The 14,108-nt window shown below is 71.2% G+C and carries 14 protein-coding genes; 6 read left to right on the plus strand and 8 right to left on the minus strand.

What is annotated here, in order from left to right; all coding sequences use genetic code 11:
* Positions 1–39 precede the first annotated feature (39 nt).
* The 3 genes from LXT12_RS01625 to LXT12_RS01635 all read left to right on the plus strand — a co-directional run bounded on the left by LXT12_RS01625 (position 40) and on the right by LXT12_RS01635 (position 3,096).
* Positions 40–948, plus strand: coding sequence for a LysR substrate-binding domain-containing protein (locus LXT12_RS01625; RefSeq protein ID WP_233388808.1), 909 nt, complete (start codon positions 40–42; stop codon positions 946–948).
* 69 nt (positions 949–1,017) lie between these two features.
* Positions 1,018–2,172 (plus strand): alpha-hydroxy acid oxidase, encoded by a 1,155-nt coding sequence (locus tag LXT12_RS01630; protein ID WP_233388810.1) that lies wholly within the window; start codon positions 1,018–1,020, stop codon positions 2,170–2,172.
* A 69-nt stretch (positions 2,173–2,241) separates the two neighbouring features.
* The gene (locus LXT12_RS01635) at positions 2,242–3,096 is read left to right on the plus strand and encodes a DUF2785 domain-containing protein (RefSeq protein WP_233388812.1); all 855 of its coding nucleotides are present in this window, start codon (positions 2,242–2,244) and stop codon (positions 3,094–3,096) included.
* Positions 3,097–3,110: 14 nt separating this feature from the next.
* Here LXT12_RS01635 and LXT12_RS01640 read toward each other — a convergent pair whose 3' ends face one another.
* Genes LXT12_RS01640 through LXT12_RS01650 form a run of 3 tightly spaced genes read right to left on the minus strand, consistent with a single transcriptional unit; the run spans position 3,111 to position 5,514 of the window.
* Entirely contained in the window at positions 3,111–3,623 is a 513-nt protein-coding gene (locus tag LXT12_RS01640) for a GNAT family N-acetyltransferase (RefSeq protein ID WP_233388813.1), read from the minus strand.
* The gene (locus LXT12_RS01645; RefSeq protein ID WP_233388815.1) at positions 3,620–4,192 is read right to left on the minus strand and encodes an Lcl domain-containing protein; all 573 of its coding nucleotides are present in this window, start codon (positions 4,190–4,192) and stop codon (positions 3,620–3,622) included. The genes LXT12_RS01640 and LXT12_RS01645 overlap by 4 nt, the downstream gene beginning before the upstream one ends.
* A 5-nt stretch (positions 4,193–4,197) precedes the next feature.
* On the minus strand, positions 4,198–5,514 hold the full coding sequence (locus LXT12_RS01650; protein ID WP_233388817.1) for a hypothetical protein: 1,317 nt from the start codon (positions 5,512–5,514) through the stop codon (positions 4,198–4,200).
* A 110-nt stretch (positions 5,515–5,624) separates the two neighbouring features.
* Between LXT12_RS01650 and LXT12_RS01655 the strand changes: the two genes are divergently transcribed.
* Positions 5,625–6,200, plus strand: a complete 576-nt coding sequence (locus LXT12_RS01655) for a YceI family protein (protein WP_233388819.1) — start codon at positions 5,625–5,627, stop codon at positions 6,198–6,200.
* Positions 6,201–6,407: 207 nt separating this feature from the next.
* Here the strand turns inward: LXT12_RS01655 and LXT12_RS01660 are convergent, their stop codons facing one another.
* Positions 6,408–8,594 carry a S46 family peptidase gene (locus LXT12_RS01660; RefSeq protein WP_233388820.1) on the minus strand — a complete coding sequence of 729 codons (2,187 nt, stop codon included), beginning with the start codon at positions 8,592–8,594 and terminating at the stop codon, positions 6,408–6,410.
* A gap of 114 nt (positions 8,595–8,708) precedes the next feature.
* Complete coding sequence (locus LXT12_RS01665) at positions 8,709–9,077, minus strand: hypothetical protein (protein WP_233388822.1); 369 nt, start codon at positions 9,075–9,077, stop codon at positions 8,709–8,711.
* A 195-nt stretch (positions 9,078–9,272) separates the two neighbouring features.
* Between LXT12_RS01665 and LXT12_RS01670 the strand changes: the two genes are divergently transcribed.
* Together LXT12_RS01670 and LXT12_RS01675 are read left to right on the plus strand one after the other, a co-directional pair.
* On the plus strand, positions 9,273–9,569 hold the full coding sequence (locus LXT12_RS01670) for a toxin-antitoxin system TumE family protein (protein WP_233388824.1): 297 nt from the start codon (positions 9,273–9,275) through the stop codon (positions 9,567–9,569).
* Positions 9,550–9,897, plus strand: a complete 348-nt coding sequence (locus LXT12_RS01675) for an HVO_A0114 family putative DNA-binding protein (RefSeq protein WP_233388826.1) — start codon at positions 9,550–9,552, stop codon at positions 9,895–9,897. The genes LXT12_RS01670 and LXT12_RS01675 overlap by 20 nt, the downstream gene beginning before the upstream one ends.
* Positions 9,898–9,915: 18 nt before the next feature.
* Here the strand turns inward: LXT12_RS01675 and dcd are convergent, their stop codons facing one another.
* From dcd to LXT12_RS01690, 3 genes are read right to left on the minus strand one after another with little or no spacing between them, the layout of a single operon-like run.
* The gene (gene dcd / locus LXT12_RS01680) at positions 9,916–10,482 is read right to left on the minus strand and encodes a dCTP deaminase (protein ID WP_233388828.1); all 567 of its coding nucleotides are present in this window, start codon (positions 10,480–10,482) and stop codon (positions 9,916–9,918) included.
* A 12-nt stretch (positions 10,483–10,494) separates the two neighbouring features.
* Positions 10,495–12,081, minus strand: a complete 1,587-nt coding sequence (locus LXT12_RS01685) for an ABC transporter substrate-binding protein (protein ID WP_233388830.1) — start codon at positions 12,079–12,081, stop codon at positions 10,495–10,497.
* Positions 12,078–14,093, minus strand: a complete 2,016-nt coding sequence (locus tag LXT12_RS01690) for an amidohydrolase family protein (RefSeq protein WP_233388831.1) — start codon at positions 14,091–14,093, stop codon at positions 12,078–12,080. Before LXT12_RS01690 ends, LXT12_RS01685 begins: the two co-directional genes overlap by 4 nt.
* Positions 14,094–14,108 lie beyond the last annotated feature (15 nt).

Below are 14,108 nucleotides of genomic sequence, written 5' to 3' on the forward strand. Positions count from 1 at the left end.
GGGTCCGGCTCCGTCATCGATGGCACATTCTGGCCTGCCATGAGCCGTGCCCGCCTTCCCTCCCTCGATGCCCTTCTCGCCTTCGAGGCCTGCGCCCGCCTGGGCAGCTTCGAGGCGGCGGGCGCCGAACTGGCCCTGACGGCCAGCGCCGTCGCCAAGCGCCTGGCCGGCCTGGAAGACCGCCTCGCCCAGCCGCTGCTGACCCGCGGACCGCGCGGCCTCGGCCTGACCGCCGCGGGGCACGAATACCTGCCCCAGGTGCGCCAGGCCCTGGCGCTGCTGCAAGCCATGCCGCTGCACCAGCGCGCCAGCCAGAGGCGCGAGCGCCTGCGCATCAGCTCCACGCCCACCTTCGCCCGGCAGTTGCTGGTGCCGGCCCTGCCCGACTTCACCGCGGCGCACCCCGAAGTGGAACTGGAGCTGACCCTTTCCGTGCCGCTGCTGGCCGAGGGCGACGCGGGTGCAGACCTAGAGATCCGCCACGGCGCGGTCCCCGACGAGATCTCCCCGGCCCAGGTCCTGCTGCGCGACCGGCTCACGCCGCTGGCGGCGCCGGCGCTGCTGGAGCGCTTCCCACCGCTGCAGCAGCCCGCCGACCTGCTCGCGCTGCCGCTGCTGCGCACGCCGCTGCAGCCCTGGGCGCCCTGGCTGGCCGCCGCCGGCCTGGCCGACGCCGCCGAGCCCGATGCGGGCCCCCGCTTCGTGGACCTCGGCCTCACGCTGGCCGCCGCCCTCGCCGGGCAGGGCGTGGTGCTGGCCCGGCTCAGCCTGGCCCGCCATGAACTGGTCGAGGGGCGGCTCTTGCAGCCCTTCGCGCTCGCCGTGCAGGCAGACCGCCACTACGGCCTCGTGCGCCACCGCCCAAGCCCCGCGGCCGAAGCCTTCGCGGCCTGGCTGCACGGCCATTGCCGCGCGCTGGAAGCGGAAAACCTTTCCGCCGCCCACTGAGGTTTTTTCCGGGGCGCGCCGGCCGCGCCGGCCCTAGCATCGCGGCCATCCTTCCGACGCCCCTGCGCCATGCCCGTCATCACCTGCATCGAAGACCTGCGCCAGCTCGCCGAAAAGCGCGTGCCGCGCATGTTCTACGACTACGCCGACTCCGGCTCCTGGACCGAAACCACCTACCGCGCCAACGAAAGCGACTTCCAGGCCATCAAGCTGCGCCAGCGCGTGGCCGTCAACATGGAGGGCCGCAGCACCGCCGTGAAGATGGTGGGCCAGGACGCCGCCATGCCCGTGGCCATCGCGCCCGTGGGCCTGACCGGCATGCAGCACGCCGACGGCGAGATCCACGCGGCCCGCGCGGCCGAGAAGTTCGGCATCCCCTTCACGCTGTCGACGATGAGCATCTGCTCCATCGAGGACATCGCCGAGCACACCAGCCAGCCCTTCTGGTTCCAGCTCTACATGATGCGGGACCGCGAGGCCATGGCGCGCATGATCGAGCGCTGCAAGGCCGCCAAGTGCTCGGCCCTGGTGCTGACGCTGGATCTGCAGGTCATCGGCCAGCGCCACAAGGACCTGAAGAACGGCCTGACCGCGCCGCCGCGGCCCACGCTGGCCAACATCCTCAACCTCATGACCAAGCCGCGCTGGTGCCTGGGCATGGCCGGCACGCGGCGCCACACCTTCCGCAACCTCGTCGGCCACGTGAAGGGCGTCAGCGACATGCGCTCGCTCTCCGCCTGGACCAACGAGCAGTTCGACCCGCGCCTGTCCTGGGCGGACATCGCCTGGGTCAAGGAGCAGTGGGGCGGCAAGCTCATCCTCAAGGGCATCATGGACGTCGAGGACGCCAAGCTGGCCGTGCAGTCCGGCGCCGACGCCCTGGTCGTCAGCAACCACGGCGGCCGTCAGCTCGACGGCGCGCCCAGCAGCATCCACGCCCTGCCGGCCATCGTGGCCGAGGTGGGCGACAAGATCGAGGTCTGGATGGACGGCGGCATCCGCTCCGGCCAGGACGTGCTCAAGGCCTGGGCCCTGGGCGCCCGCGGCACGATGATCGGCCGGGCCATGGCCTACGGCCTCGGCGCCATGGGGGAGGAAGGCGTGACCAAGGCGCTGCAGATCCTGCACAAGGAGCTGGACGTGACCATGGCCTTCTGCGGCCACACCCGGCTCACCAACGTCACCCGCGACATCCTCGTGCCCGGCACCTTCCCGACGGCCTGAGCCGCCGCGCCAGCGCCCCCCGCCGCGGTGACTTTCGCCCGCCGGCGCGGGCCGTGCGCTACTGGCCGCATGAAGCCCGCCCTCGCCTGCCTCTCCTGGCTGCTCTGCACCGCCGGCGCCTGCGCCGGGACCTGTTCACCCCCGCAAGGCCTGAAGGACGAGACCGACGCCGCGCGCATCCAGCAGCTCGCCGTCGAACTGCTGCCCTGCCTGGCCAGCCCCGATCCACACCTGCGCGACGACCTCGCCTTCAACCAGCTCTCCACCTGGGCGCGCGGCGACCGGCTCACCCCCGCCACGCTGGAGCGCCTGCGCACCGAGCTGGTCGCCGTGCTCGACGCCGCCCCCGACCCGGCCGGCGTGCACCCGCCCTTTGCGGCCCTGACGCTGGCCGAAGTCGCGCGCACCGACCGGCTCAAGCCCTGGCTGACGCCGGCGCAGCGTGCCGACCTGGTGGAGCATGCGGCGCGCTTCCTGGCCGGCGTGCGCGACTACCGCGGCTTCACGCCCGGCGAGGGCTGGCGCCATGGCGTGGCCCATGGCGCCGACCTGGCCCTGCAGCTCGGCATGAATGCCGCGCTGACCGCTCCCCAGCGCCTGCGCCTGCTCGCGGCCGTGTCCGCCCAGGTGATGGCGGACCACCGCCATGCCTATCGCTTCGGCGAAGGCGCCCGGCTGGCGCGCGCGGCGCTGCAGCTGCAGTTGCGCCTGGAGCCCGACGCCGCCGGCTGGCAGGCCTGGCTGGACAACCTGCTGCGCCCGCTCCAGGAGGCACGGCAGTGGGACGAGGCCGCGCTGACCGACCTGCACAACCTGCGGGAATTCCTGTGGCCGCTGCTGGCCGGCGTGCTGGACCTCGACGACGCCACGCGCCGCGAGGCCTGGCTGGCACCGCTGCAGAAGGCGCTGCGCCGCCTGGGCTGAGGCCGCCGGCGCCGTCAGGCGTGGCGCTCGAAATGCAGGCGGTCGTGCCAGACGCCGCCCAGCTCGAAGCTCTTGGTGGAGCGCCCGTAGACGCTGAAGCCGTTGCGCAGCAGCACCCGCACCGAGCCTTCGTTGTCCACGCGGGCGTTGGCCTCCAGCCGCCGCAGGCCGAGTTCGCCGAAGGCCTTGGCCAGCACCTGGCGCACCGCCTCGCTCGCGTGGCCCTTGCCGCAGGCGCTCTCGGCCATGCGGTAGCCGAGCTCGGCCGAATGGAAATGGGCGCGCTTGACGCCGATGAGGTTGACGCGGCCGACCAGCTCGCCGGCAGCGTCGCGCACGAGGAACTGGTAGCCCTTGTCCTCCTTCGCCTCGCGCAGGGCCAGCTCGATGGCGGCGCGCACGCCCTCGGGCGAGTAGTAGCCGGGCGGCCGGGCATTGATGCGGGCCTCGAAGAAGGCGCGGTTGTCGGTCTCGAAGCGCAGCAACTCGTCCGCGACCTCGGGCGTGGGCGGCAGCAGATGGATCACGGCGCGGGGGCGGGGTCCAGGGTGCGCACCAGGCGCACCGCCAGCTTCTCGCGCTTGGCCACGTCGCCGCGCACGTCCGCGCCGGGCTGCTCCACGGCCCAGCCCGACTGCACGACGAGGCGGTCGACCTGGCGTTGCGTGAGGCCGCGCTCGACGTTGCGATAGCTGTAGGCGTTGACCTTCTCGCTTTCGATGCGGGTGGTGCTCGTCCAGTACCAGCCGGCCGGTGCCGCGGGCGCCAGGCTTTCAGCGGACTTGCCATGGGCCAGGCGCTCGAACAGCCGCCTGAGCTCGGTGACGCGCGGGACCCGCCAGGCACGTCCCTCGGCCCCGGCGCGCGCCCGCCCCATCGCCAGGGCTTCGGCATGGGTGGCCAGCCGGGGCGTGCCGGTGCAGCGCCGGCCATCCCAGTCCATGCCCTCCACGCAGCGCGACCAGGCCAGGCCTGCCGTCGGGTCGATCAGTTCGCGGCCATCGGCGCTGGGCGTCAGGCGCGGGGCCTCGTCGGCCGCGGCGGGCAGAGCCGCCAGGGCGAGCAGGATGAGCGTTAGGGCAAGTGGTCTTCGCATGGTGTTCAACGCCCGGCGGCAGCCACGGCGGCCTCGGCTTCGCCGGGCCTGACGGGGCCGTCGCCCGGCAGCTCGACGACGATGAGATAGCCCGCCAGGTCCGGCCGGGCCTGTGCGGCGTAGGCCTGGGCCAGGCGCAGCTGGCCGCTGGCGAGCAGCCGGCCCGTGGCCGGGTCCCAGTCCTCGCTGGAGATCAGGCAGCCCTGCTGCGGCGCGCCGGGGAAGTAGCTGGCGCCGGCGTAGTAGGCCGGGTTCAAGGTGTTGCCGTGCACCAGGAGTTCGTCGCGGCCGGCACGGCCGGCGAGCCAGGCCTCCTTGAACGGCGGCCAGCCCGCCCAGGACGGCGGCAGATAGCTCTCGTACAAGGCCTGGGTCCAGTCCGCCGCGCCAGTGGCGTCGACGTGCTCGAACTCGGCTGGCGTCGCCTCGATGGGCAGCTTGCTGTGCAGGTAGGGTGTGGGCCCGATGTTGGGGTTGGTGGCCGTGCCCGCGCCGACGATGGTGAACAGGCCCTGCGGCGTGTTGCCATTGGTCAGGATGCCGGGAAGGCCGCTGCGGGCCAGCGCCAGTTGCGGCGACGCGAACAGCCGCCCCGACGCCTCGCGCACGAAGCGGCCGTCGGCGCCGCGCACCAGGGCCAGTCCCATCTGCTGGCGGCCCGGCCGCTGCAGGCTGACGATGGCCGGGAAGCCCGGCCGCAGCGGTGCGGCCAGCAGTTCGGCCAGCGGCGGCGGCGCCAGCGGCGAGGGCTGCAGGCGCTGCATCAGGGCGGTGAGCCGCGGGTCGTCGGCCCAGGCCGGGAACTGCTGCGGCACGAGGGCGAGCAGGCGCGGCGCGGCGCCGGGGGCGGCCTGCAGCAGGGTGTAGGCGGCGATGGCGAAGGGCTTGCTCGCCGTGAGCTGGGGCAGCAGCGGCCACAGCAGCGGCGCCGACTCGGCCGGATAGAGGGTGTGGGCGGCGGTCAGCAGGGCGCGCTGGAACTCGGGGTCGCGCCCGCCGAGCGTGGGCAGGGCGTCGAGCAGCAGGGGCCGGGCCGCGTCGGCCTCGGCGTTGTACTGGGCCACCGCCTCGAAGAGGGCCGGCAGGGCCGCGTCGCGCCCGGGGCCGGGCGGCAGGGCGATGCGGGCGCGGATGCCGGCCACCGCCGCCTCGCGCCGGGCGCGTTCGCCCTCCGTCGACGCGGCCGGCCAAGACAGCGCGCCGGGCTGCAGGGCCAGCAGTTCAGCGGCGGCGTAGCGCTTTTCGGCGGGAGGCTGGGGTTTGAGCGGCGCGCAGGCGGCCAGGGCGAGCGTCAGCAGGGCGAGCGGCAGGCGGAACTTCATGGCATCGGGTTCAAAGGCGGCTGTCGAAATCGCCGCGCCTGGATCGTCGTAGTGTCAGGCATCCCGATACTGCCGCCCGAACTTCCACATCCACTGACACAGGACCCCCGATGAAGCCCGCCGCCCTGCTCTGCCTCCTGCTCCTCGCCGCCGGCCTCGCCCAGGCCGCGCCGACCACCTACGACATCGACCCCACGCACACCTATCCCAGCTTCGAGGCCGACCACATGGGCGGCCTCTCGGTCTGGCGCGGCAAGCTCAACCACAGCACCGGCCGCATCGTGTACGACAAGGCCGACGGCACGGGCAAGGTCGACGTGGAGATGGACCTCGCCAGCATCGACTTCGGCCTCGACGCGCTGAACGCCTGGGCCCGCGGCGAGCAGTTCTTCGACGTGGCCAAGCACCCCAGCGCGCGCTACACGGGCCGCTTCGAGGGCGGCAGCGGCGGCGTGCCGGCCCGGGTGGTGGGCGAACTGACGCTCAACGGCCAGACCCGGCCGGTGACCCTGGCCATCCGCCAGCTCAAGTGCATCCCCCATCCCGTCTTCAAGCGCGAGCTGTGCGGCGCGGACGCGTCGGGCAGCTTCAACCGCGACGAGTTCGGCCTCGCGGCCGGCAAGGACTGGGGCTTCAAGATGGACGTGCAGTTGCGCATCCAGGTCGAGGCCATCGCCAAGGAATAGAGGCCAAAACGAAGAACGGCAGCGAAATGCTGCCGTTCTTCTCCTCCAGCGGCAGCCGTGGAACCGGCTTTGCCGGGCCACTGGCAGGCCTTGCAGGCCGCGCCGCGCCAGTGGCGCGACTCTTCGCCAGGCACAAACAGCCCTCAGGGCTGTTTGTGTCCGGGCTCAGCCCCCTTGAGGGGGCCGGCGAAGCCGGTAGGGGGTGGGCTACTTCACAGCCATTTCGTCGAGGACGCGCGTGGCCTTGTCGACGACGCTCATCTGCCAGAGCATGTAGCGGGCGTCCAGGCAGATGCTGCGCACGGTCTTGGGGTTGAAGTCCCAGTCGGAGATGACGGCGTCCAGCGTGCCGTCGAAGAGCAGGCCGACGAGCTCGCCCTTCTTGTTCAACACCGGCGAGCCGGAGTTGCCGCCGGTGGTGTCCAGCGTGGCCAGGAAGTTGACCGGCACGGAGTCCAGGCTCTTCATGTAGTAGTTGCCGAACTGGCGGGCCTTGATGGCGGCCAGCTCGTTGGCCGGCGCATTGAACTCGCCGCCGGCTTCGTCCGGCCCCTTGTGCTTGGCGACGATGCCGCGCAGCGTCGTGAAGGCCGTCCAGGTCGTGCCGTCGCTGCCCGGGTTGCGGCCCTCGACCTTGCCGAAGCTGATGCGCAGCGTGCTGTTGGCGTCGGGGTAGACCACCTCGCCGCGGCTGGCGTGGTAGTCGATGAGGGCCTGCTGCGTACCGGCATAGGCCTTCTGCAGCTTGCCGGCCAGCTCCTTGTCGCGGTTCTCACGGCGCTGGTCGTCGTCGTGCAGGGCCACGGCGGCCTTGATGAAGGCGTCGTCGCTGGCCTTGAAGGCCGCGACGTCCTTGTCCATCCAGGCCATGCGGGTGGCCGTGTCGGCGAGCTTGCTACCGGCGTAGAGCTTGTCGAGCTGGGCGCGGATGGCGGCCTCATCCATGCCCGGCTTCACGCCCAGGGCGTTGAGCCAGGCCGGGTTCAGCGTGTCCGCGGGCTGGGCGACATAACGGGCCAGGAAATGGGCGGCCAGGCGCTTGTCGGTGGGCTCGTCGTAGCGGCGGTCGAGCTGCTGCTGGGCGGCGCGCAGGCGCGGCAGGTCGCGGTCCTGGAAGCCGGTCTTACGCTCGGCGTCGGGCTTGGCGCGCTGGTCGGCGGTCTCGAGCAGCTGGCGCGCCGCGTTGAGCATGGCCGGGGCCATGAAGGGCAGCAGATGCTCGGCCTTGGCGGTGGCCTGGCGCTCGGCGATCAGGCTTTCCGTGGCGGCCATGTCGGCGCCGTAGCGGGCCTTGCGCTCGGGCGAGGCGTCGACCCAGGCCTTGAGCTTGTCGAACTCGGCCTGCTTGCGGGCGAGGATGTCGCTGCCGTCCCAGCTCTGCTGCTGGCCGCTCAGGTTCTTGAAGTAGTTCTGCAGACCCTGCATCCGGGCGGCCATCTTGATCTCGCCGTCGCGGCGGCCGGCGGTCTCGGCCTTGATGATGTCGATGGATTCGCCCATGGACTTGATGCGCGCCGGCTGCTCCCAGCCGAAGGCGAAGTCCACCTCGGTGGGCAGCCGGTGGCGGTTGGTGCGGCCGGGATAGCCGGTGACCATGACGAAGTCGCCCTCGTTGAGCGGGCTGGACGCCATCTTGAGGTGGTACTTGGGGACGTAGGGCTTGTTGTCCTTGCTGAAGTCGGCCGGCTTGCCGTCCGCGCCGACGTAGGCGCGGTAGAAGCTGTAGTCGCCGGTGTGGCGCGGCCACATCCAGTTGTCGGCGTCGCCGCCGAACAGGCCCACGCCGGTGGACGGGGCGTGCACCAGGCGCACGTCGCGGATCTCGAGCTGCTTGATCAGCTGGAACTGCAGGCCGCCGAAGAAGGAATAGACGTTGCAGCGATGGCCCTTGTCGGCCTCGCAGGCGGCGACGAGCTGCTTCTCGGTGGCCTCGATGGCGTCCGTGCGGGCCTTGCCGGCCAAAGCGCGGGTCTTGTCGTTCAGCACCTCGGCGCTGACGTCCTTCATGTCGACCGTGACGTAGATGCGGCTGCCCGGGGCGGCCGGCAGCTCATCGGCCAGCGTGGCCGCGTAGAAGCCGTTCTTCAGCAGGTCGCGCTGGGGCGTGGAGTTGAACTGCAGGCTGCCGTAGGCGCAGTGGTGGTTGGTGACCACCAGGCCCTGCGGCGAGACGAAGCTGGCCGAGCAGCCGCCCAGCGAGACGACGGCCCCCATCGGGAAGGCCGTCAGGTCCTTGAGGGCGGCGGGGTCGAGGGCCAGACCACCGGCCTTCAGGGCCTTGGAGATCTGCGGCAGCTGCTTGGGCATCCACATGCCTTCATCGGCATGCACGGACGTGGCGGCCAGGGTCGCCAGGGCGGCGGCCCCCAGCAGCGAAAGGGAATGACGTGTCATGGAGCGGTTCGGTGAAAACGCGAAACCGCAAGCGTAACCCGGGGTGGCCCGAAACCCTGGGTGAGGAAAGGCAGGCTTCGGCCTCGGGAAAGCCCCAGGCTCAGGCCCGCGGCGTCAATGCGCCAGGCCGATCCACTCGCCGGCCGACTGGTAGCCCTCGAACAGGTCCAGCGCCAGCTCGCGCAGGCCCGGATGGTCGCTGCCGAAGCCCTCGGCCAGGCGCTCGTAGGCGTAGTGGCGGTCGTAGAGCATGCGGGTCGGGTTGATGGCCAGGCCGGCATCGTTCATCAGCTGGCCGAAGCGCAGCAGTTCGCCCGTGCTGACGGCGCCGTTGGCCGCACCCGACACGGTCAAGCCGAGAGCGCGGATGTCGCCCAGGTGCACGCCCTCGGCGATCTTGAGGACGCTCGGAACATGGCCGGGCTCGCCCATGCCACGCGGCTCGTCGGCGGGGACGGGAATCAGGTGCAGGGGGATGAGCATGGCGGGCCTCGGCGGACTTCTGGCGTGTGCCGCCATGGTGCCGGGGCCTCGGCCGGGCGAAGGCCGGATAAAGCCCGAAAAGGCCGGGCTATCCGCCGTTGATGCGGCTCAAGTGCCGGATGTGAGACGGCCCCGGGTTCGACACAAACCGTTGGACAATTTGACAACATCAGAAGATCTGACCATCATCTCGGCATGAAAGCGAGGCTTGTCGCCCGGACCCGGATCGTCTACGCCGAGAACGCCTTCGCCGAACTGGTACTTTGGGCGCTTCCCTCACCGCTGGCTGGGTCGGCGCACTCGTTCAAGTACCGGCTCGCCTACGTGGTCGACGGCGTCTGCGTGGTGCGCTACGACAACGAGGCCGGCAAGGGCGATCACCGCCATGTCGGCGACAAGGAATCCGGCTACGCCTTCACCACGCCGGAAGCACTCGTTGCCGCCTTTGAACAGGACATCGCGAGGTGGAACCGTGAAAACAGTGATTCTTGAAGTACGCCAGGCGAAGGAATCCCTGGACGCCTTTGCCCAATCCTGGCGGGCGGGCAAGGCGGAGCGGACGTCCCGCATCAGCTTCGCGACGCCGGAACTGCTGTGGAAGGTCCTCACCGCCAAACGCTGGGAGCTGCTCAAGGCCTTGTGCGGCGCCGGTCCGGTTTCCATTCGTGAGGCCGCGCGGCGGGTCGAGCGGGACGTGAAGGCTGTTCACGGCGACATCACGGCACTGCTGGCGGCCGGCGTCCTCGACCGGGCCGAGGGAGGCGGCGTTGTCTTTCCCTACGACGCCGTCAAGGTCGAGTTCCTGTTGCAGGCCGCCTAGCGGCGCTGCAGGCCCGGCTCAAGCCTTCGGCAGCGTCACCCCCACCTGCCCCTGGTACTTGCCGCCGCGATCCTTGTAGCTCGTCTCGCAGACCTCGTCGCTCTCGAAGAACAGCACCTGGGCGCAGCCCTCGCCGGCGTAGATCTTGGCCGGCAGAGGCGTGGTGTTGCTGAACTCCAGCGTCACATAGCCTTCCCACTCGGGCTCGAAGGGCGTCACGTTGACGATGATGCCGCAGCGGGCGTAGGTGCTCTTGCCCAGGCACACGGTCAGCACGTTGCGCGGGATGCGGAAGTACTCCACCGTGCGCGCCAGCGCGAAGCTGTTGGGCGGGATGATGCAGACGTCCTTGTTGACGTCGACGAAGCTGTTCTCGTCGAAGTTCTTCGGGTCCACCACGGTGCTGTGGATGTTGGTGAAGACCTTGAACTCGGGCGCGCAGCGGATGTCGTAGCCGTAGCTGCTGGTGCCGTAGCTGACGATCTTGTGGCCGTCGCGCTCGCGCACCTGGCCGGGCTCGAACGGCTCGATCATGCCGTGCTGCTCCGCCATGCGGCGGATCCATTTGTCGCTCTTGATGCTCATCTCTTTTTCCTTCTACCGGGGGAGGACGCCGTCGAAATAGGTGCTGCCGTCGAGTTCCACCACGAAGCCCTTGACGCTCGCGCGGGTGGGTACGGCGAGCTGGCCGTAGGCGATGGGCGACCAGGGCATCTCCTGCATGGCCAGGCGCTGGGCCTTGACGTAGAGCGCCTTGCGATCGTCCTGCTTCAGGGCCTGGCGTGCCTGGGCCAGCAGCTTGTCGTAGGCCGGATTGCACCAGAAGCTGCCGCTGGCGGCGCCGCAGGCGAGCTGGCCCGCCGTGTTGGCGGGTTCGGGGTCGCCGTTCCAGCCCGACAGGGCCGCGTCGTGCTCGCCCGCGTCGATGCGCCGCAGATACTCGCCCCACTCGTAGGTCACGATGCGGGCGCTGACGCCGACCTTGGCCCAGTCGGCCTGGATCATCTGCGCCATCAGCTGGCCGTTGGGGTTGTAGTTGCGCACGACGGGCATGGCCCAGAGCGTGAGGTCCAGGGGCAGCACGCCCGCCTTCTGCAGCAGGGCCTTGGCGCGCGCCGGGTCGTAGGGCGTGGGCCTGAGCGTGGCATCGTGGGCCCAGTTGGCCGCCGGGATGGGGCTGCTCGCCACCACGCCCGCGCCGCCGTAGACGGTGCGCAGGATGGCCGCCTTGTCGATGGCCATGTCCAGGGCCTGGCGCACCTCGACCTTGGCCAGCGCCGGGCGCCGGGTGTTGTAGGCCAGCAGCCCGATGTTCAGGCCCGGCGCCGTCGCGAGCTTGATGGCCGGGTCCTTCTTCAGCTCGGCCAGCTCCGCCGGGCCCACGGGCGCGGCGATGTCGCACTCGTCGCGCCTGAGGCGCTGGGCGCGCACGTTGGCGTCCGGCGTGATGGCGTAGACGAGCTGGTCGGCCCGCGGCACCTCCTTGTCGCGCCACCAGCCCGGGTGGCGGGTGTAGCGGATGACGGCGTCGGGCCGGAAGCTCTTGAGCTGGAAGGGCCCCGTGCCGACGGGCATCTGGGCGATGCGCTGGGGCGTGCCGGCCTTGAGCAGTTGCTCGCCCAGCTCGGCCGACTCGATGGCCGCGAAGACGAAGGTCAGCGCGGACAGGAAGGAAGCGTCTCGCTCCGCGAGCGTGACGCGTACCTGGTGGTCGCCCAGCTTCTCGACCTTGCGGATGAGCTTCTCCCAACCGAGCGAGACCACGTAGGGCGACACGCCCGGCACGGCCTTGGCGAAGGCCCCGCCCAGGCCCTCGCCGCGGTCGAGCAGGCGGCCGAAGGTGAAGAGCACGTCGTCGGCATTGAACTCGCGCGTGGGCTTGAAGCCCTCGACCGACTGCCAGCGCACGCCGCGGCGCAGCTCGAAGGTGTAGGCCAGGCCATCGGCGCTGACGCTCCAGCTGCTGGCCAGGCCGGGCACGAGCTGGTCGCTGCCGCGCTTGACCTCGACGAGGGTGCCGAAGATGGGCAGATGGGTGACGTGGTCGATGCCGCTGTCGGTCATCGCGGGGTCGAAGGTCTTGGGGCTGCCCGCGGCGCAGAAGCGCAGCGTGGTGTCGGCCTGCCCCATCGTCGAGGCGCCCAGCAGGGGCAGGGCCAGGAAAAGGGCGGAGAAGCGGGTCATCGGATATCCGCAGCAGGAACGAAAGGCAAGATGCCCATGGATTGGTAGAGGGTGGCGGGCGAGAGGGCGTGCGCCTGGCCGTCGCGGCCCTGGATCACCAGCGCCACGCGGCGGATGGCGCGGATGTCGGCGACGGGGTCGCCGTCCACCAGCACCAGGTCGGCGCGCTTGCCGCGCTCGATGCTGCCGATCTCGGCCAGGCGGTCGCTGTACTTGGCGCCGTTCCAGGTCGCGATCTTGAGGGCCTGCGCCGCCGGGATGCCCGCCTTCACGTAGAGCTCCAGCTCGCGCTGCAGGGCGAAGCCCGCGGTGGCGTCGGTGCCGGAGACCAGGGGCACGCCGGCCGCATGCAGCCGGCGCAGCAGCTCCATCATGACCTGCCAGCTCGCTCCCCAGCGGCGCGCCTTGGCGTCGTCCATGTCCACCTCGGCGGACAGCAGGCTGCGCTGCACGACGGCGGGCAGGTTGGCGGCCACCATGTCGTAGCTGGGGTTGGGCTGGCCCTGGCGCTGGGTGTACTGGGCCTCGAAGGCGGTCATGGTCGGGTCGACGACGGTGCCGCGCTTCTTCAGCAGGGCGATGAAGTCCTGGGTGCGGCGGTCGTTGAGTTTGAGGTCGGCCGCCTTGTCGCCGACGAGGTTGAAGCGCAGCAGGGTGCGCGTGTCGTCGCCCTTGCCGACGAGGAAATTCAGCGTGACCTGGTTGATGTGGTGCAGCTCGTCGAAGCCCGCCTCCACGGCCTGGCGCGCCGTCATGAAGGCCGGCACGTGGCCGCCGGTGCGCAGGCCCAGCTCGCGGGCGTGGGCCACCATGGGCTTCACCCACTCGGGCCGGATGGAGTTGTAGAGCTTGAGCTGGCGGTAGCCGTGGGCGGCGTACCAGTCGATGGCGGCCAGCGCGTCCGGCAGGTTGTCCGGCACGAAGTCGGCTTGCGACGAGAACGGGCTCTTGCCCTCGATGAAGCCGTTCGCGGCGACGCGCGGCCCCAGCACCTCGCCGCGCTCGATGCGCCCGCGCAGCTCGGCCAGCTCCGCATTGCTGTTGCCGACGTCGCGCACCGCCGTCACGCCCGAGGCGAGGTCCAGCAGCAGGTCGCCCGCGCCGAGGTGGGCATGCATGTCGACCAGGCCGGGCAGCAGGCTGCGGCCCCGGCCGCTGATGCGCTGGGCCGGCGCTGCGTTCTTGAAGCGGCCCGGCGCCGTGATGGCGGCGATGCGGCCTTCGAAGAGGTAGACGTCGGACGGCCCCCGCATGACCGCGGCGTTCGCATCGAACCAGCGGACGCCCTCGATGACGGTCAGCCCCGGCAGCGGCCGCGGCAGCTCGCGTGCCAGGCGTTGCAGCCGGGCCAGCTCGGCCGCCTTCTGCGCCTCGCCCAGGCGGTCGGCATCGGCCTCGAAGCCCTGCAGCACCGTGCCGCCCCAGCCGGGGTCGACCTTGGCGAAGAAGGCGTGGTCGTCCTCGCGCAGCCAGACATAGCTGGGCTGCAGGTCCAGGCCTTGGATGGCATAGAGGCCGACCTCCAGGCCGCGGCCCGGCAGGGCGAGGCGGCCCACCTTGTCGACGGACAGCTGCCCCACGGGCAATGCCGGCGTGTGCGCTGCCTTGCGGGCCAGCAGGCTCTGCGCGAGCCGGCCGGCCCAGGCGGGGCTGGCCTGCACCGGCAGGAAGACGGCCTCGCGGGGCGCGTCGGGCCGCTCGCCGCGGTCCACGGGCGAGCGCCACAGCACGCGGCCGTCGGCCTGGCGCTCGAAGCTCTCGTCGATGCGCGCGCCGTAGGTCGAGACGCCTTCGGTCCGGTAGGCCGTCCAGCTGCCGTCGGCAGCGAACTCCAGCACTTCCTTCTGCTCGGGGCCGCGGCCGTTGTTGCGGTAGCGGTAGTCCACCTCCACCCGCCCCGGCGCCTCGGAGACCTTGAGCTGGCCGCATTCGGCGCGGGCGCAGAGCACCGTGTAGGTCTGGGCCTGGGCGGTCGCCGCTAACAGCGCGGCCAGCAGGAGGGGCAGCTTCAAGGACTTCTCCCTGGG

The sequence above is a fragment of the Pelomonas caseinilytica genome (genome assembly GCF_021353235.1).
In the GTDB taxonomy this organism is placed as follows: domain Bacteria; phylum Pseudomonadota; class Gammaproteobacteria; order Burkholderiales; family Burkholderiaceae_C; genus Pelomonas; species Pelomonas caseinilytica.

Coding starts and splice junctions, on each gene's coding strand:
- LXT12_RS01630 (WP_233388810.1), top strand. CDS start 1,018: ATGCCCGTCATCACCTGCATCGAAGACCTGCGCCAGCTCGCCGAAAAG.
- LXT12_RS01645 (WP_233388815.1), bottom strand. CDS start 4,192: ATGCGAAGACCACTTGCCCTAACGCTCATCCTGCTCGCCCTGGCGGCT.
- LXT12_RS01660 (WP_233388820.1), bottom strand. CDS start 8,594: ATGACACGTCATTCCCTTTCGCTGCTGGGGGCCGCCGCCCTGGCGACC.
- LXT12_RS01625 (WP_233388808.1), top strand. CDS start 40: ATGAGCCGTGCCCGCCTTCCCTCCCTCGATGCCCTTCTCGCCTTCGAG.
- LXT12_RS01650 (WP_233388817.1), bottom strand. CDS start 5,514: ATGAAGTTCCGCCTGCCGCTCGCCCTGCTGACGCTCGCCCTGGCCGCC.
- LXT12_RS01685 (WP_233388830.1), bottom strand. CDS start 12,081: ATGACCCGCTTCTCCGCCCTTTTCCTGGCCCTGCCCCTGCTGGGCGCC.
- dcd (WP_233388828.1), bottom strand. CDS start 10,482: ATGAGCATCAAGAGCGACAAATGGATCCGCCGCATGGCGGAGCAGCAC.
- LXT12_RS01635 (WP_233388812.1), top strand. CDS start 2,242: ATGAAGCCCGCCCTCGCCTGCCTCTCCTGGCTGCTCTGCACCGCCGGC.
- LXT12_RS01655 (WP_233388819.1), top strand. CDS start 5,625: ATGAAGCCCGCCGCCCTGCTCTGCCTCCTGCTCCTCGCCGCCGGCCTC.
- LXT12_RS01665 (WP_233388822.1), bottom strand. CDS start 9,077: ATGCTCATCCCCCTGCACCTGATTCCCGTCCCCGCCGACGAGCCGCGT.
- LXT12_RS01670 (WP_233388824.1), top strand. CDS start 9,273: ATGAAAGCGAGGCTTGTCGCCCGGACCCGGATCGTCTACGCCGAGAAC.